Consider the following 16,416-nt stretch of genomic DNA (forward strand, 5'->3'; position numbering starts at 1 on the left):
TCAATCCGCACCACTTTGGGAGTACGCACCAATAGAGGGCGCCGTGTTGGTGCATGGTGCGCCGCAACCGTCGACGGGCTCCGGTGCTAAACTGGGTTACGACTTGGATTTATCCCCTTTCCTGTGAGGAACGCTGCCATGGCCAATCCCAAAATCCTCGATGAAATCGGTTCGAAGGTTTCCGAACTTCTCGCCAACAGCCCCGCCAAGGACCTTGAAAAGAACGCCCGCGCCCTGCTCGCCAGCGGTTTTTCCAGGCTCGACCTGGTAACGCGGGAGGAATTCGACCTGCAGAAGGAAACCCTCGCCCGCTACCGCGAAAAGCTGACCGAACTCGAACACCGGGTCGCCCAACTTGAGTCGGAACTGGCCTCGCGTCCGCCGGCAGAGGCGGGCTGAACCTCCTGCCGTTCCGACGGTCATTGCAAGGGCGCCCCGGCGCCCTTTTTCATGCCAGCCCAAGATCAATTACAAACACCCTTTCGCTTTCCCGGAGACATCCCTTGAAGAAGCTGCTCGCCCTGCTTGCCGTCGCCAGCGCCCCCGCCTTCGCTGCCCCCATCAGCTACACGATCGACTCCAACCACACCTACCCGCTGTTCGAGACCGACCACCTTGGCTTCTCGACCCAGCGCGGGCGCTTCAACAAGACCAGCGGCAAGATCGTCCTCGACAGCGCGGCCCGTCGCGGCTCGGTGGAAGTCACCATCGACGCGGCGTCCATCGACATGGGCTTCGCCAAATGGAACGAGAACATGCGCGGCGAGGGCTTCTTCAACACCGAGACCTATCCGACGATCAGCTTCAAGGCCGATCGCCTCACCTTCGACGGCGAGAAGCCGGTGTCGGCAGAGGGCAGCCTGACGCTGCTCGGCATCACTAAACCGCTGGTGCTTACTCTGTCCCGCTTCCACTGTGCCCCCCACCCGCTCAACAAGCGCGAAACCTGCGGCGCCGACATCACCGCCCGCCTGAAGCGTTCGGATTTCGGCATGACCAAGAACATCCCCTCGGTCAGCGACGAGGTGCGCCTGGTAATCTCGGTGGAAGCCTATCGCGAGCAACAATGACAATGCACTAAACCCAGCCACGCCTGGGCTAGACTGCCGGTTTATTCCAAAAAGATACGCCGTGAGTATAGCCCTCCTGACCAGCCGCGCCCTTGTCGGCCTGCAGGCCCCTGAAGTCACCGTCGAGGTACACCTGGCCAATGGCCTGCCGGCCTTCACGCTGGTCGGTCTCGCGGATGCGGAGGTCCGTGAGGCCCGCGACCGCGTGCGCGCCGCGCTGCAGACCGCGCAGTTCGAGTTCCCGCAGCGGCGCATCACCGTCAATCTGGCTCCTGCCGATCTACCCAAGGAGGGCGGCTGCTTCGACCTCCCCATCGCGCTGGGCATCCTCGCCGCCTCTGGCCAGATTCCGGCCAATCGGCTGGACCGCTACGAGTTCGCCGGCGAGCTATCCCTCACCGGCGAACTACGGTCGGTACGTGGCGCCCTGGCGCTGGCCCGGCAGGCTGCCCACAGCGGACGCACGCTGATCCTGCCGATCGCCAACGCCCCCGAAGCCGCGCTGGTACAGGACGTGCAGATGCTGCCGGCACGCAGCCTGTCGGCCGTCGCCGCCCATCTGTGTGGGCACACGCTTCTCGCCCCCCATGACGGCGCGACACTGGCGCCACCGCCGGCCTACCCCGACCTGGCCGACGTCAAAGGCCAGGCCCAGGCCCGCCGGGCTCTGGAGGTCGCCGCCAGCGGCCAACACTCCCTGCTGCTGTACGGCCCACCGGGCACCGGCAAATCCATGCTGGCCCAGCGCCTGCCCGGCCTGCTGCCGCCGATGGACGACCGGGAGGCCCTGGAGAGTGCCGTCGTGCAGTCGATCGAAGGCAGCTTTCACCCCGAACGCTGGCACCACCGCCCGCTGCGCGCCCCTCACCATTCCGCCTCGACGGCAGCACTGGTCGGCGGTGGCAGCACACCCCGGCCTGGCGAGATCAGCCTCGCACACAACGGCGTGCTGTATCTCGACGAGCTCCCCGAGTTCGACCGGCGCGTACTCGAAGCCTTGCGCGAGCCGCTAGAGAGCGGCCACATCACGATTTCCCGCGCGGCACGCCGGGCCGAGTTTCCGGCCCGCTTTCAACTCGTCGCGGCGATGAATCCCTGTCCATGTGGCTACCACGGCCACCCGGACGGCCGCTGCCGGTGTACGCCGGAGCAGGTCCGGCGCTATCGCCAGCGCCTGTCCGGCCCGCTGCTGGACCGCATCGACCTGGTGCTGGAAGTGCCTGCCCTGTCGGTCGCCGAACTGCAAACCACGGCCAGCGGCGAGAGCTCGGCAGTGGTGCGGGAGCGTGTCGCCCGTGCGTGGGCCATCCAGCAGGCCCGGCAGGGCATGCCCAACGCACGCCTCGACGCGGCCGGTGTCAATCGATGGTGCCGGCCGGATGTCGCCGGTGACGCGCTGCTACGCACCGCCATCGAGCGCCTGGGCCTGTCGGCACGCGCCTACCATCGCATCCTGAAAGTGGCGCGTACAATCGCCGACATGAACGGCGCCGACAATATCGGCGCCCCCCACATAGCCGAAGCGGTGCAGAGCCGTCGCGGCCCGGGGGAATTCAATTGAACATGAACAGGAGTTTTCCGTGGCTTCCACGCTTTCTTCCGGTCTCCCCCGCGCCAAGAACTGGCGCCTGTGGCTGGCCGGCTTCCTCATCCTGATCGCAGCCCTGGCCGCCGGCTACACCTGGCTGACCCTCAGCTGGAGCTATTCGTCGGGCGAACGTGCCGGCTATGTGCAGAAGTTTTCCCAGAAGGGTTGGCTGTGCAAGACCTGGGAAGGCGAACTGGCCATAGTCGCGATTCCCGGCAGCCTGCCGGAGATCTTCAAATTCACCGTCCGCGACGACAAGGTCGCGGCCGCCATCAACACCGAAATGGGCAAACGGGTCGCCCTGTCCTACGAACAGCACGTGGGCATCCCCTCCACCTGCTTCGGTGAAACCGGCTATTACGTGACCAAGATCCACGCCGTCGAGTAGAACAACATTGGGAGTTGCTCCTGCGGGGGCGAATGAATTCGCCCCCGCCCAGGCACCTCGCCCTGCTGAACTGCTCCTTTTTTCCGGACACCCCATGCCTTACGCCCAGCTGGCGGCGCTGCTCGCGGCGCTCGCCACCGTCGGTCCGTTCTCGATCGACACCTATCTGCCGGCCCTCCAAGCCATCGGCGCCGACCTGCGTGTCAGCCCGGTGGAGGTGCAACAGACGCTCACCGCCTACATGGTGCCGCTGGGCGCGATGGTGCTGTGGCACGGCGCCCTGTCCGACGCCTACGGGCGCAAGCGCGTGATCGTGATCTCGATGCTGCTGTTCACGCTGGCCTCGCTGGTCTGCGTGTTCGCCGGCGGCATCCAGACCCTGCTGCTCGGACGCGGTCTGCAAGGCATCAGTGCCGGCGCCGGCATGGTGGTCGGCCGCGCGGTGGTCCGCGATCTGATGGAAGGCGCGCGCGCGCAGCGCATGATGAGCCACGTCAGCATGGCCTTCGCCCTCGGCCCGGCCATCGCCCCCATCCTCGGCGGCTGGATCTACAGCACCTTCGGCTGGCGCGCGGTGTTCGTCTTCCTAGCCCTGCTGGGCCTCGTGCTAGCCAGCCTGTGTGCTTGGAAGCTGCCGGAAACCCATCCACCGGCTGCCCGCCATCCGCTCCATCCCGGCCCGCTGGCGCGGCGCTACGCGCAGGTCTTCCGCACGCCGGGCTTTCTGCTGCTGACCTTCGCCGTCGGCCTCAACTTCAACGGCTTCTTCATCTACGTGCTGTCGGCGCCGGTGTTCCTGATGCGCCACCTGCAGTTGCCGGAAACCGGCTTCGGCTGGTTCTTCATTCCCTGCGTGCTGGGCATGATGGGCGGCTCGGCGCTGTCGGCGCGACTGGCCGGCCGGCTGTCGCAGGCCCGCACCATCGCCCTCGGCTACGGGCTGATGCTCGTCGCCACCATCCTCAACCTGGGGCTGTCCTTCCTGATGCCCGCCGGCCTGCCCCACTCCGTGCTACCGATCGCCCTCTACAACTTCGGCATGGCCATCGCAATGCCCAGCCTGACCCTGCTGGCGCTGGACCATTTCCCAGCCCAGCGCGGCGTCGCCTCAAGCTGCCAGAGCTTCCTGCAGATGCTGGTGAGCGCCGTCGCCGCCGGCGTGCTGGCACCGGCCCTGTGGGACACGGTGCCAGGTCTGGCGGCGGGCGCGACGGGCTGCCTGCTGCTCGGAATGACCTGCTTCGGGCTGTGGTGGCACCACTTCCACCGAGGCAGCCCGGCAACAAGCCGCATCCCCCTCAACGCCGACGACTGAAGCGCAGCGCCCCCAGCCCAGCCAGCAGCAAAGCCGCCGAGGCCGGCTCGGGTAGCCGTCCGCCAGGCGGGTTCGGAATCTGCGCGATATCTAGGTTCAGGGCTGCGTTCTGAGCCCCAAGATAGGTGCCGATCTCTTCGGGAGTCGGGTGTGAATCGCTTCCAACCAGCGCCTCGTTGGTTTCTGGATCGTAAAGACCGGCATACTTGAAGAATTCATAACGCCTCAGGATGGACGCTGCCTTCGGACCGACCGGCGCCCCGTAGCCGCTTTCCAGCTTGCCAGAATCGGGATTGCCAGGATCCCGCTGCAGCAACTGCCACTCGATCTCGGTTTCCGCCTGCTTGACCTTCTTGTTATCGGCAACCAGTTCCTCAAGCCCGACGGCGTCCTCCAGTTCAGTAGTAAACACCTTGACCCAGATCGCCGGCCCGAAACGGTCCGGATCTACTGCAACGGGCGCCACGATCTTCGCCTCCACCACCGGCGGTGCCGGCGGCTGGCCCACCGGCGGCGGCGGTGGCTGAACCACGTTCCAGGTCGGCGCCGGCAGGGTCACCGTGCCATTGGTCAGCACACCGGCGGCGGCCGTTTCGAGGAGCCAGTTGTAGGTGACATTCACCGGGTTGGCACTGGTCCCCACCCCGAAATGATCGCAGGGCGTACTGGCCGAATACCCCACCCCGCCGCCCGACCAGCAGTTATCACCCGGTGTGATGAAGGTGCCGCTAGGCGTCCCATAGTCCCAGTTGCTGCCGTCGTAAACGCCGCGGTAGGTGACGCGTGTGCCAAAAACAGCACCGTTGGAGTATTCCGTGATGATCGGCGACCCGTAACGTACAACGCTACTGGCCGGATCAAACCCGCGCCCGGTCGGGAAACCCCGGCCCGGCCCGCCGAAGGTATCGGTGATCTGCGAAGCATGCAGCCCTTCCAGCTCGATCTCGAAACCATGCGCAGTCTTGCCGGTGTCGTTGATGACATCAAAATTGCCGAGCATACCGATCACCCCCGCATGGGCTGCAGCGGGCAGGCAGGCCGCCGCAACAGCGGCCCGGCCCAAAGCCGACAAAACGCTTCTGTTCATGTATATCGCCCCTGACGTTGTTTTAACCGGGGATGCAGCCTTTCGCGCAGGATTGCACCGAAAAGTTGACACCGCGGAGTGGTCATAACCACTCACGCAGCTTAGTCGTGGGCTTGCCGTTCCGCCACCCGTCATAGGCAGCAGGTCAGGGACGGGCGCCCGCTCAGCCCTTCGCCAGCTCCCGCTCGGCCCAGAACAGTGCGGTGATGGTCTTGGCGTCGGTGATACGGCCGTCGAAGACCGCCTCGCGGGCTTCCTCCAGGCTGAGGGTCAGGATTTCCAGGAACTCCCCGTCGTCCCAGGCGTGACCGACATGCTCCAGACCGGTGGCCAGGAAAATCTCGATACGCTCGTTGGAGTAGCCGATGCACGGGTGCATCACGCCCAGGTAGCGCCACTGCTCAGTGACGTAGCCGGTTTCCTCCTGCAATTCGCGTCGGGCGCAATCCAGGATGTCCTCGTCGGGATCGAGCTTGCCGGCCGGCAATTCAAGGAAGGCCTGCCCCACCGGATAGCGGAACTGGCGCTCGAAGACCAGACGGCCGTCCGCCAGCACCGGGATCACCACCACCGCGCCCGGGTGCTTGATGTATTCGCGCACCCCGTCCTTGCCGTCGGGCAGACGCACCTGGTCCCGATAGACCTTCAGGAGTTGCCCTTCGAACACCATATCCGATGACAACTGCGCCTCGTGCAGGGGATCCGTCATCCCATTCTCCTTTTTGCTCAAGCAGATTCGATAAAGGCTGAAGCATGGCATCCCTGACACGGGGCTGACCAGCCCATCCGGCATAATCGGCACTTCGATCCTCATCGTGCCACGCCCGTGCCCGCTGATTTTCCCCGCCTGCGCGACCACCTTCTCGACCCCAGCGGCGGCCTGGTATATCACCTGCGCGCATGGCACCACCGGCATGAGCGCTGGGCGGCCTTCCATGCCGCGGTGGCCGGCTGGCTCGACGGCTGGCAGGTTGCCGAGAGGACACTCGTCATCGTCGGCCCCAATGCAGGCTACGCGCTGCCGGACGGCTTCCTGGCCCGGTTTGAGTGCGTCATCGCACTGGAGCCTGATCCTATCGCCCGTCGCCTGCTGGCCCGCCGACGCGATGCAGCAGCGCTCCGATTCGACCGGCTGGACTGCCTGCGCACGCGGGACGGGCTCGCATGGCTGGCGGAGCGCTTTCCGGGCGCGGCTTTTTTGTTCTCCAACGTACTCGGACAAGTCGATGCTCCGGAAGAGAACTGGTCCACGCTACTCGGGCGCCACCTGGCCGAACGCAACTGGGCGAGCTACCACGATGTGATCTCGACCAGCGCTGCGCCAAGACGCTTGAAGGAACTCACGATCACGGAAACGGAGAACCTGGAAACGACGCTGGCGCACTTCTGGCCGGGGCAGGCCATCACGGTGACGGACCATGCCACTTTCCACCTCAGCGGCATTGGCCCCTTTGCCTACGTGCCGTGGCCGATCAACGGATCACGCTGGCAACTGGTCGAATGGGCCGTCCATCAAGCTCAGGCCCAGGTATTGACGCGGCTCCCCGATGCATCCCGCCCACCTGCGACGCTCAGGTAAAGGGCACTGGCCGGGTCGTCGTTGCCCCTGCGGGTAGGTGGAGCACTGGCCGACTGGCTGGAAGCATCCGCCAGCGCGATGCGTGCCTCGGTCGCCATCTGGTCGGCCCGTGCGGCAATGCTGCGGTCCTGGGCAGACGGGTCGGCCGGCGCCAGTGCCGACGCGCGGATCTGCTGGGCCTTGCGCAAGGTGTCCTGGGGCGTGCGCCCCGGCGAGACGTCAATGCCGACCTCACCGCCATTGGCATAGCGCTTGCCGTCCGGGCCGGTCTCGTAGGTGTAGCTGGCTCCGCTGGTGACAACCCCGGCACCGGCTGCGATGTGGGCCAGCTCGTGGGCCCTCACGGCCCGGTCCCGTTCCTGCAGCTTGGCGACGACACGCTGGTCCGACTCGCTCAGCCTGCCGCTCACTGCGGCCTGCTTCTGCTCCGTGGACGCAGCCGTCCGCACCTTGGTCTGGGCGGCCAGGGCCTGGCTGAGGACAGCAAGAGAGGACGTACCGATGGACGGAACGGACATGGGTGACACAAAGGGGATCCCGTCTATAAAGACTAGACGGCGAAACCCTCCACGTCAGCCCTCTCCGTCACTCACCCAGGTAGGCCGCGCGCACCTTGGGATCAGCCAGCAGCTCGGCACCCGAACCGCTGAGGGTGATGCGCCCGGACTCCATCACATAAGCCCGCTGGGAAAACTCCAGCGCCAGGTTGGCGTTCTGCTCGACCAGCAGGATCGTCACCCCCTCGGCGGCCACCGAGCGGATCACCTCGAAGATCTTCTCCACCACCAGCGGCGCCAGGCCCATCGACGGTTCGTCAAGCAACAGCAGCTTGGGCCGCGACAGCAGCGCGCGGCCGATGGCCACCATCTGCTGCTCGCCGCCGGACAGGGTGCCGGCCACCTGGGCCAGGCGCTCCTTGACCCGCGGCAGCATGCCGAAGATACGCTCCATGTCGGCCTCGACGGCGTCCGTGTCACGCCGGCAGTAAGCGCCCATGCGCAGGTTTTCCTCGACGGTCAAGCGCGTGAAGATACCGCGCCCCTCCGGCACCAGGGCCAGGCCCTTGCGCAGGCGCTTGTGGGCCGGCAGCTTGTCGATGGCCTCGCCGGCATAGCGGATCTCACCTCCGGCGGTGCCGAGGGTGCCGGCAATGGCGTTCAGCGTGGTGGTCTTGCCGGCGCCGTTGGCTCCGATCAGGGACACCAGTTCCCCCTTCGCCAGTTCCAGGCTGATGCCCTTCACCGCCTCGATAGCACCGTAGGCGACCTTGGTGTCGCGCAGCTGGAGGATCGGCGTGTTCGCGTCGCTCATGCCGCCGCTCCCGTCTTATGGGTGCCATGCCCACCCAGGTAGGCGGAAATCACGGCATCGTTCTTCTGCACCTCGGCGGGCACGTCTTCGGCGATCTTCTTGCCGAAGTCGAGCACCGCGAGGCGGTCGCACAAGCCCATCACCAGCTTCACGTCGTGCTCGATAAGCAGCACGGTGACGCCGTCGTGGCGGATGGTCTGCACCAGTTCGCGCAGCTTGGCGGTCTCGGTGGCATTCATGCCCGCTGCCGGCTCGTCGAGCGCCAGCAGCTGCGGCTCGGTGGCCAGTGCGCGAGCGATCTCCAGACGGCGCTGGTCGCCGTAGGAAAGGTTCTTCGACACCGTGTCGGCGAAGCGCTCGATGCCGACGTAACGCAGGAGCTCATAGGCGCGCTCGGTGATCAAGCGTTCCTCCTCCTTGGCCTGGCGGGTTTGCAGCAGGATCGAGAACGGGTTGGCGCGGGAGCGGATGTGGTGGCCCGCCATCACGTTCTCCAGCGCGGTCATGTCGCGAAACAGGCGGATGTTCTGGAAGGTGCGGGCGATGCCGGCCTCCACAACCTTGTGCGGCTTGCCGGTGGGCAGCTCGGTGCCATTGAACACCAACTCGCCGCCGTCCGGCACGTAGGCGCCGGTCAGCACGTTGAAGAAGGTCGTCTTGCCGGCGCCGTTGGGGCCGATCAGGCCATACACCTCGCCCTTGCGGATGGTCAGGGACACATCGGACAGGGCCGTCAGGCCGCCGAAGCGCTTGGTGATGCCGCGGGCTTCAAGCAGGGTGATCACTTGCCAGCCTCCTTGCCCACCACCAACTCGGGGCGGGAGTAGCGGCTGTAGGCGGGGATCAGCCCGGCCGGGCGCAGCAGCATCATGAAGATCATCGCCAACGACAACAGCAGCATGCGCAGCACCTCGGGATCGAGGATGACCTTGTCGAAAAGCGCCTGCTGCACTGGGATCGCTACGTAGCGCAGCACTTCCGGCAGCGCGGTGAGGGCCAGCGCGCCAACAATGACGCCGGCCAGGTTACCCATGCCGCCGAAGACGATCATCGTCAGCACCGCGATGGACTCCATCAGCGAGAAGCTCTCCGGCGACACGAAGCCCTGGAAGGCGGCGAACAGCCCGCCGGACACACCGCCGAAGGTCGCCCCCAGCGAGAAAGCCAGCAGCTTCATGTTGCGGGTGTTGATGCCGATCGCCTTGGCGGCCAGCTCGTCGTCGCGGATCGCCGCCCACGCCCGGCCGACCCGCGACACCTGCAGGCGCTGGACCAGGACCACCGACAGCACGACGAAGGCCAGGAAGATGTAGTAATACTGAAACAGGGAATTGACCGTGATCTCCTCGCCGATCTTAAAGGGCTTGGAGACATCCCAGCCGAACAGCACCAGCGGGTCGATCATGTTGATGCCCTGCGGCCCGTTGGTGATGTTGATCGGCTGGTTCAGGTTGTTCATGAAGATCCGCACGATCTCCCCGAAGCCCAGCGTGACGATGGCCAGGTAGTCGCCGCGCAGGCGCAGCGTGGGCAGCCCGAGGACGATGCCGGCCAGCGCCGCGAAACCGGCCCCGAGCGGCAACACCAGCCAGAACGGCAGGTGCAGCTCGAAATGGGGCGAGGCCAGGAGGGCAAAGGTATAGGCACCGACCGCGTAGAACGCGATGTAACCCAGGTCGAGCAAGCCGGCAAAGCCCACTACCAGGTTGAGGCCGATGGCGAGCATCACGTAGAGCATCGCGAAATCGAGGATGCGCACCCAGGTCTTGCCGAACAGCATGGCGATCAGCGGGGCCGCGAAGGCCAGCAGGATCACAACACCGCGGGCCGCCGCCGGGTTGCGCTTGCCGAGCCAGGGAATGGCGAGGGCGAGTTCATTCATTTTTTCAGCCTCCCCTGCTACGCCCGGTCCGCCACGCGCTCACCCAGCAGGCCAGTGGGCCGGAAGATGAGCACGATGCCGAGGATCATGAACGCGAAGATGTCCTGATAGCTGGAATTGAGGAAGCCGAAACTCATGTCCTCGATGTAGCCGGCGCCGATGGATTCGACGAGGCCCAGCACCAGCCCGCCGAGCATCGCTCCGCCCAGGTTGCCGATGCCGCCCAGCACCGCTGCGGTGAAGGCCTTGAGGCCGGGCATGAAACCCATCGCGTAGTGGGCGATGCCGTAGTTGGACGAGAACATCACGCCGGCCACAGCCGCCAGCGCAGAACCGATGATGAAGGTGGCCGCGATGATCTTGTTGGTGTCCACGCCCATCAGGCTCGCCACCTTGTGGTTCTCGGCGGTGGCGCGCATCGCGCGGCCGAGGCGGGTCTTATTGACGAGCAGCATCAAGGCCACCATCAACGCAGCCGACACCACCAGGATGGCAATCTGCACCGGCGTGATGAAGACGCCGGCCACCGGCTCCAGCGGCGCGGTGGACACCAGCTGCGGAAAGGTATGGTAGTTGCGGCCCCAGATGATCATCGCGATCGTCTGCAGCAGGAAGGACACGCCGATGGCTGTGATCAGTGGCGCCAGCCGCGGCGCGTTGCGCAGGCGGCGGTAGGCGGTACGTTCGATGGTGTAGCCGAGCACCATGCACACCAGCACCGAGACGGAAAGCCCGGCAAGCAGCGTCGGCACCAGGCCGAGTTCGGGCGCATGGGTCTGGATCAGGCGGATTGCCTCGAGGGCGACCAGCGCGCCAACCATCAGCACGTCACCGTGGGCGAAATTGATCAGGCCGAGAATGCCATAGACCATCGTGTAGCCGAGGGCGACCAGCGCATACACGCTGCCCACGACGAGGCCATTCACGGTTTGTTGGAGGAGGGTTTCCATTAAGGGTGATGCGCGACAAAGAGAAGGAAGGGAAAGCCCCCCGTGGGGGCGAATTCATTCGCCCGCGGACGTGAGACGCAGAGCTTGAGCGGAGCGGTAAGACGCGTGCCAAGAGCGAATGAATTCGCCCCCACACATGCGCCACACAGCTCCACCCCCACGGGCCTGGTGCCGGAGCGGATTACTGCACGGCCTCCCACTTACCGGCCTTGAACTGGTAGACGGTGACCGCGCCGTCCTTGATGTCGCCCTTGGCGTCGAAGGCCACGGTACCGATCACGCCGGGGAAATGCACCTTCGAGATGAAGGGGCCGTACTTGGCCGGGTCGGAACTGTTGGCTGCCTTCATCGCCTCGATGATCGCCGCAGTGGCGTCATAGGAATACGGCGCATAGATCTGCACGTCGGTGTTGAAGCGCTTCTTGAAGCGGGCGTTGAAGTCCTTGCCACCCGGCATCTTGTCCAGCGGGAGGCCAGGCTGGGTGCAGAAAGCGTTGGCACCGATCGCGTCGCCGGCCAGCTTGGCGATCTCGCCAGTGCAGCCGCCGTCGCCGGTGATGAACTTGGCGGTAATGCCGAGCTGCTTGATCTGCTTGAGCATCGGACCGCCCTGGGTATCCATGCCGCTATAAACGATCACGTCCGGATTCTGGGCCTTGATACGGGTCAGGATGGCCAGGAAGTCGGTGGCCTTGTCGCTGGTGAATTCACGCCCGGTCAGAGTACCGCCGGCGGCCTTGACGGCCTTGTCCACCTCGTCGGCGAGGCCCTGGCCGTAGGCCGTGCGGTCGTCGATCAGGGCGATCCGCTTGCCCAGCTTGGTGGCGGCGTAGCGGCCGATGGCCTGACCTTGCTGCACGTCATTGGCGATGGTGCGGAAAGCGCCCTTGAAGCCCTGCTGAGTCAGCTTGGGGTTGGTCGAGGCCGGCGACACCTGCGGCAGGCCGGCTTCGTTATAGATCCGCGAGGCGGGGATGGAGGCACCGGAATTAAGGTGGCCAATGACGCCCTTCACACCGCTGTCAGCCAAACGCTGAGCCACCGTGGTGGCGGTCTTCGGATCGGCCTGGTCGTCCTCGGCCTGCACCTCGAACTTCACTTTCTTGCCGCCCAGGGTCACGCCCTTGGCGTTGTACTCCTCGATGGCCAGGCGCACGCCGTTCTCGATGTCCTTACCCAGGTGGGCCTGGGTGCCGGTCAGCGGCGCAGCGGTGCCGAGCTTGACGACTTCCTGGGCGTAGGCGCCAGATGCACCAAGACTGAGCACGGCGAGGGCGACAAGGGTGTGTTTCATGCGGGTTTCTCCTCTTATTTGTATGGTGTGCAAAAGCCAAGCAACTTCGGGGCCGTTCAGTTGCGGGGCTCCCACTGGCCGGCCTTGAACTGGTACAGGGACACGCCGCCTTCACGGCTGTCGCCATTGGCATCGAAACCAATGTTGCCGGTGACGCCCTTGAACGCGACTTTCTGCATCAGCGGCAGATAACGGGCGGGATCGGCCGAATTAGCAAGCTTCATGGCTTCGATCAGCGCGGTAGTGGCATCGTAGCTGTAGGGCGCATAAAGCTGCACCGGCACCTTGAAACGCGCCTTGAAACGCTCGTTGAACTGCTTGCCACCAGGCATCTTGTCCATCGGGATACCTGCCTTGGTGCAATACACGTCCTCGCTCATCGACGTACCGGCGATCTTGATCATCTCGGCGGTGCAAGCACCGTCGCCACCCAGGTATTTGGCGTTGATGCCGAGTTGCTTCATCTGCTTCAGGAGCGGCGCCCCCTGGGCATCCATGCCACCGTAGAAGATCGCATCCGGCTGGGCAGCCTTCAGCTTTGTCAGGATGGACGCAAAATCCGTGGCCTTGTCGGACGTGAACTCCCGCCCAACCGGCGCCAGGCTGCGGCGCTTGAGGCTGTCCACCACCGCATCAGCCAGCCCCTGGCCGTAGGCTGTGCGATCGTCGATGACGGCGATACGCTTGGCCTTCAGCACATCGGCCGCGAAGCCGACCATCGCCGCGCCCTGCTGGGTGTCGTTGGCGATGACCCGGTAGGTCGTACGGTAGCGCTGCTGGGTGAGCTTGGGGCTGGTGGAAGACGGGGTGATCGCCGGGATGCCAGCTTGCTCGTAGATACGCGAGGCGGGGATCGACGCACCGGAGGTGACGTGCCCGACCACCCCCTTCACCCCCGCATCGGCGAGGCGCTGGGCCACCGTGGTCGCGGTACGCGGATCGCCCTGGTCGTCCTCGGAAAGCAGCTCGAAACGCACCTTCTGCCCGCCGAGCACCACGCCCTTCGCGTTGGCGTCGTCGAGCGCCAACTGGGCACCGTATTGCTCATCCTTACCCACATGGGCGATCGGCCCGGTCAGCGGTCCGGCAAAGCCGATCTTCACGACCGTGTCGGCCCAAGCCAACGTGCCGGCGGACATCGTCAGGCCAGCCAGGACCAGCATCATCGCGTTCCGTTTCAACAGTCCATCCTCCGCCAAGTGCTTCATGCCAGAATTGCCCGGTAACCCCCGGCCGTATTGGGGAGGATTGTAACCAAGCCCGGCCGCTTTGACCGGAAACGGGCAGATATGGAGCCCCTGATGCGCCAACTGATCGCCCTCTTGCTCGGCGCCCTGGCTGCCCTCGGCCTGGCCGGCTGCGACGCCACGAACATGAAAGACCTCAAACCCGGCATGTCCACCGGCTACGACGTGCGGGCCAAGCTCGGCCAGCCCGGCATCGAGTGGCGCAACGAGGACGGCAGCGTGACCTGGGAATACACCCGCCAGCCCGAAGGCACCGAGTGCTTCATGGCCACCATCGGCCCAGACAACATCCTGCGCAGCCTGGAAAACGTACTGACCCCGGAGAACTTCGCCCGCGTGCAGCCCGGTTGGACCCGCGACCAGGTCCGCCGCCTGCTCGGCAAACCGCGCAGCATCCAGAAATTCGCGCTGAAAAAGGAGGAAGTGTGGGACTGGCGCCTGCCGCCGGAATTCAACGCTGCCATTTTCTTTAACATCCATTTCAACGAGAACGGCGTCGTGACGGGCACCAGTCGCAGCACTGAAGTACGGGGATAATTGAGAAAACCACTCAAGAAACACGGCTTTTGTCAAAAAGTCCGACAGCATGTGAAGTTAGACCTTCAGCATTGCCCGCCGGATCCGTTATATAAGCGCACTGTCCCTGCCCCCGGAGCCCAGCGTGCGCAACAACCAGCCAGTCACCCAGACCGAGTACGCCATCCCCGATGGTGCGGCGATCATCAGCCGCACCGACCGGGAGGGCAAGATCACCGACTGCAATGACGAATTCGTCGCTGCCAGCGGTTTCACCTACGATGAACTCATCGGCCAGCCCCACAACGTCGTCCGCCACCCCGACATGCCGTCGGAAGCGTACCGCGATATGTGGGACACCCTATCCCGCGGCCGCCCGTGGAGTGGCATCGTCAAGAACCGCCGCAAGAACGGGGACTTCTACTGGGTGAAGGCCACCGCCACACCGCTTGCGGACGGCTCCGGCTACATGTCCGTGCGGATCAAGGCCACCCGCAGCGAAATCAGTGGCGCGGAAGCCCTTTACGCCCAGATGCGGCGCGATGCGTCGATCCGCCTGCAGGAAGGCCAGTTGGCCCCCCGCGGTCTTGCCGCGCTGGCCCAGCGGATCGTGCCGACAATCGGCATCAGCACCCGAATTTACCTGCTCGCCGCCTTCCTGGCAGCCCTCGGCGCCGGCTTCGGCAGCCTCGGGCTGCACAACGCGGCCGAGGCCCGCGATGCACTGAAGAGCAGCCAGGCCGCCCATGCCGAAATCGCCCAGCAGGTCGCGGCCTTGCGCACGCAGGTGCAGGGCAGTGGCAACCCGGAAGCGGGCGGACTGGAGCAGCTCGGCACCACGTTGCGCCGTCAGGAAGCTGCCGCCCAGGAGGAATACACCCGCGCCGAAGCCCGCTATCAGGGCTTTTTGCAGCTCTTCCTCGGCCTCGGGACCGTCGGGCTGATCACCGCGGTACTCGCCAGCCTGCTGATGACCCGCCGCCTGCGCCAGTCCGTCGCAGCCGGCAAGAGCGTCGCCGAAGCGATCGCCAGCGGCAACCTGCTCCACCCCCTGCCCCACGCCGGCAACGACGAGTTGGGCGCACTGATCGTCCACATGGCGGTCATGCGTAACAACCTGCATGAACTGATCGCCTCGATCCGCAACCAGGTCACCTCACTGCTCGCCAACGCCCGCCAGCTCAGCCAGACCGCCAGCGACACCCACCAGCTGGCCGAGGAGCAGTCCGAATCAGCCTCGGCGATGGCCGCCGCGGTCGAGGAGCTGTCGGTATCCATCGACCACATCAGCGACCACGCCCGTGAATCGCGGGAGCTCTCGGAAGGCTCCGGCAGCCAGGCCAGCAGCAGTGCCAAAGTCATTTCGGCGGCGGCTGGCGAAATGCGTGCGATCGCCGAATCGGTGAACGAGTCGGCCAATTCGGTGCGGGATCTCGAAAGCCTGTCCGGCGACATCTCGATGATCGTCGGCGTCATCCGCGACATCGCCGACCAGACCAACCTGCTCGCCCTCAATGCCGCCATCGAGGCCGCCCGCGCCGGCGAATCGGGGCGCGGCTTCGCGGTGGTGGCAGACGAAGTACGCAAGCTGGCCGAGCGCACGGCCAATTCCACCGCCGAGATCACCACGATGATCGAGCGCATCCAGAGCGCCACCCGTGGTGCAGCCGACGATATGGAGGCCGGCGTCACCCGGGTCGCCCGCGGCGTCTCGCTTGCCGACGAGGCCGGCTCCACGGTTGGCAGCATCCAGGACAGCACCCAGAAGGTGCTCGCCTCGGTAGCGGGCATCACACTGGGCCTGGAAGAACAATCGACAGCGGCGCGGGACATCGCGCAGCGAGTCGAACGCATCGCCGGCGCCTCCGAATCCAACGCTGCCAGCGCCGCCACACTGACCCGTGCGGCAGGCGAACTGGCCGAGCTGTCCCGTCAGCTGGAAGCCGTATCTGGACGCTTCCGTATCGCATGATGCAGCGCAGGTGCTCCAGCGTGCACATTGCATGGAGCACCTGTATCAAATCTGGACACTTCATCAACACCCACATCGCACTGCACAATAAATAGACAATCCGGTCAAGGTACTGATAAACAAGACATTTGAGTTCATAACCTGGTCTGATTGCGTACTGGCATGCCCCCTGCTGAATAAGGTTCAGCGCTGCACGAAGCGTTTTCGAACCGACACC

At 65.2% G+C, this 16,416-nt stretch carries 17 protein-coding genes; 8 read left to right on the forward strand and 9 right to left on the reverse strand.

Annotation, left to right across the window (positions count from 1 at the left end; translation table 11 throughout):
- Window positions 1-138: 138 nt before the first annotated feature.
- The 5 genes from ACE3RX_RS08325 to ACE3RX_RS08345 all read left to right on the forward strand — a co-directional run bounded on the left by ACE3RX_RS08325 (window position 139) and on the right by ACE3RX_RS08345 (window position 4,361).
- On the forward strand, window positions 139-399 hold the full coding sequence (locus ACE3RX_RS08325; protein ID WP_374482244.1) for an accessory factor UbiK family protein: 261 nt from the start codon (window positions 139-141) through the stop codon (window positions 397-399).
- Window positions 400-503: 104 nt separating this feature from the next.
- Window positions 504-1,070, forward strand: coding sequence for a YceI family protein (locus ACE3RX_RS08330; protein WP_374482246.1), 567 nt, complete (start codon window positions 504-506; stop codon window positions 1,068-1,070).
- 61 nt (window positions 1,071-1,131) lie between these two features.
- Window positions 1,132-2,631 (forward strand): YifB family Mg chelatase-like AAA ATPase, encoded by a 1,500-nt coding sequence (locus ACE3RX_RS08335; protein ID WP_374482248.1) that lies wholly within the window; start codon window positions 1,132-1,134, stop codon window positions 2,629-2,631.
- Between the two features lie 19 nt (window positions 2,632-2,650).
- Window positions 2,651-3,046 (forward strand): hypothetical protein, encoded by a 396-nt coding sequence (locus tag ACE3RX_RS08340; protein ID WP_374482250.1) that lies wholly within the window; start codon window positions 2,651-2,653, stop codon window positions 3,044-3,046.
- A gap of 94 nt (window positions 3,047-3,140) precedes the next feature.
- Complete coding sequence (locus tag ACE3RX_RS08345) at window positions 3,141-4,361, forward strand: multidrug effflux MFS transporter (protein ID WP_374482252.1); 1,221 nt, start codon at window positions 3,141-3,143, stop codon at window positions 4,359-4,361.
- Here ACE3RX_RS08345 and ACE3RX_RS08350 read toward each other — a convergent pair.
- Window positions 4,345-5,361, reverse strand: a complete 1,017-nt coding sequence (locus ACE3RX_RS08350; RefSeq protein WP_374482254.1) for a PEP-CTERM sorting domain-containing protein — start codon at window positions 5,359-5,361, stop codon at window positions 4,345-4,347. The genes ACE3RX_RS08345 and ACE3RX_RS08350 overlap by 17 nt on opposite strands.
- A 250-nt stretch (window positions 5,362-5,611) precedes the next feature.
- Complete coding sequence (locus ACE3RX_RS08355; RefSeq protein ID WP_374482256.1) at window positions 5,612-6,157, reverse strand: NUDIX domain-containing protein; 546 nt, start codon at window positions 6,155-6,157, stop codon at window positions 5,612-5,614.
- 117 nt (window positions 6,158-6,274) lie between these two features.
- Here ACE3RX_RS08355 and ACE3RX_RS08360 point away from each other — a divergent pair, with 117 nt between their 5' ends.
- A complete protein-coding gene (locus tag ACE3RX_RS08360; protein WP_374482258.1) occupies window positions 6,275-7,027 on the forward strand; it encodes a hypothetical protein in 753 nt (250 codons plus the stop codon).
- Here the strand turns inward: ACE3RX_RS08360 and ACE3RX_RS08365 are convergent.
- From ACE3RX_RS08365 to ACE3RX_RS08395, 7 genes are all read right to left on the reverse strand, one after another.
- On the reverse strand, window positions 6,967-7,545 hold the full coding sequence (locus ACE3RX_RS08365) for a putative metalloprotease CJM1_0395 family protein (protein WP_374482260.1): 579 nt from the start codon (window positions 7,543-7,545) through the stop codon (window positions 6,967-6,969). The two genes, ACE3RX_RS08360 and ACE3RX_RS08365, sit on opposite strands and share 61 nt — an antisense overlap.
- Window positions 7,546-7,612: 67 nt before the next feature.
- Complete coding sequence (locus tag ACE3RX_RS08370) at window positions 7,613-8,338, reverse strand: ABC transporter ATP-binding protein (RefSeq protein WP_374482262.1); 726 nt, start codon at window positions 8,336-8,338, stop codon at window positions 7,613-7,615.
- On the reverse strand, window positions 8,335-9,123 hold the full coding sequence (locus ACE3RX_RS08375) for an ABC transporter ATP-binding protein (protein ID WP_374482264.1): 789 nt from the start codon (window positions 9,121-9,123) through the stop codon (window positions 8,335-8,337). Before ACE3RX_RS08375 ends, ACE3RX_RS08370 begins: the two co-directional genes overlap by 4 nt.
- Entirely contained in the window at window positions 9,120-10,220 is a 1,101-nt protein-coding gene (locus tag ACE3RX_RS08380) for an ABC transporter ATP-binding protein (protein WP_374482266.1), read from the reverse strand. Before ACE3RX_RS08380 ends, ACE3RX_RS08375 begins: the two co-directional genes overlap by 4 nt.
- Window positions 10,221-10,237: 17 nt before the next feature.
- Complete coding sequence (locus ACE3RX_RS08385) at window positions 10,238-11,170, reverse strand: branched-chain amino acid ABC transporter permease (protein ID WP_374482268.1); 933 nt, start codon at window positions 11,168-11,170, stop codon at window positions 10,238-10,240.
- A gap of 181 nt (window positions 11,171-11,351) precedes the next feature.
- Window positions 11,352-12,464 carry a branched-chain amino acid ABC transporter substrate-binding protein gene (locus ACE3RX_RS08390; RefSeq protein WP_374482270.1) on the reverse strand — a complete coding sequence of 371 codons (1,113 nt, stop codon included), beginning with the start codon at window positions 12,462-12,464 and terminating at the stop codon, window positions 11,352-11,354.
- A gap of 56 nt (window positions 12,465-12,520) precedes the next feature.
- Window positions 12,521-13,672: a branched-chain amino acid ABC transporter substrate-binding protein gene (locus ACE3RX_RS08395; protein WP_374482273.1), complete on the reverse strand. Its 1,152-nt coding sequence runs from the start codon at window positions 13,670-13,672 to the stop codon at window positions 12,521-12,523.
- 93 nt (window positions 13,673-13,765) lie between these two features.
- On the opposite strand from ACE3RX_RS08395, the gene bamE reads away from it, so the two are divergent.
- Together bamE and ACE3RX_RS08405 are read left to right on the forward strand one after the other, a co-directional pair.
- On the forward strand, window positions 13,766-14,248 hold the full coding sequence (gene bamE, locus ACE3RX_RS08400; protein ID WP_374482275.1) for an outer membrane protein assembly factor BamE: 483 nt from the start codon (window positions 13,766-13,768) through the stop codon (window positions 14,246-14,248).
- Window positions 14,249-14,372: 124 nt separating this feature from the next.
- Window positions 14,373-16,199 (forward strand): methyl-accepting chemotaxis protein, encoded by a 1,827-nt coding sequence (locus tag ACE3RX_RS08405; RefSeq protein WP_374482277.1) that lies wholly within the window; start codon window positions 14,373-14,375, stop codon window positions 16,197-16,199.
- Window positions 16,200-16,416: the final 217 nt, after the last annotated feature.

This window comes from Zoogloea sp. (assembly GCF_041914405.1).
GTDB lineage: Bacteria > Pseudomonadota > Gammaproteobacteria > Burkholderiales > Rhodocyclaceae > Zoogloea.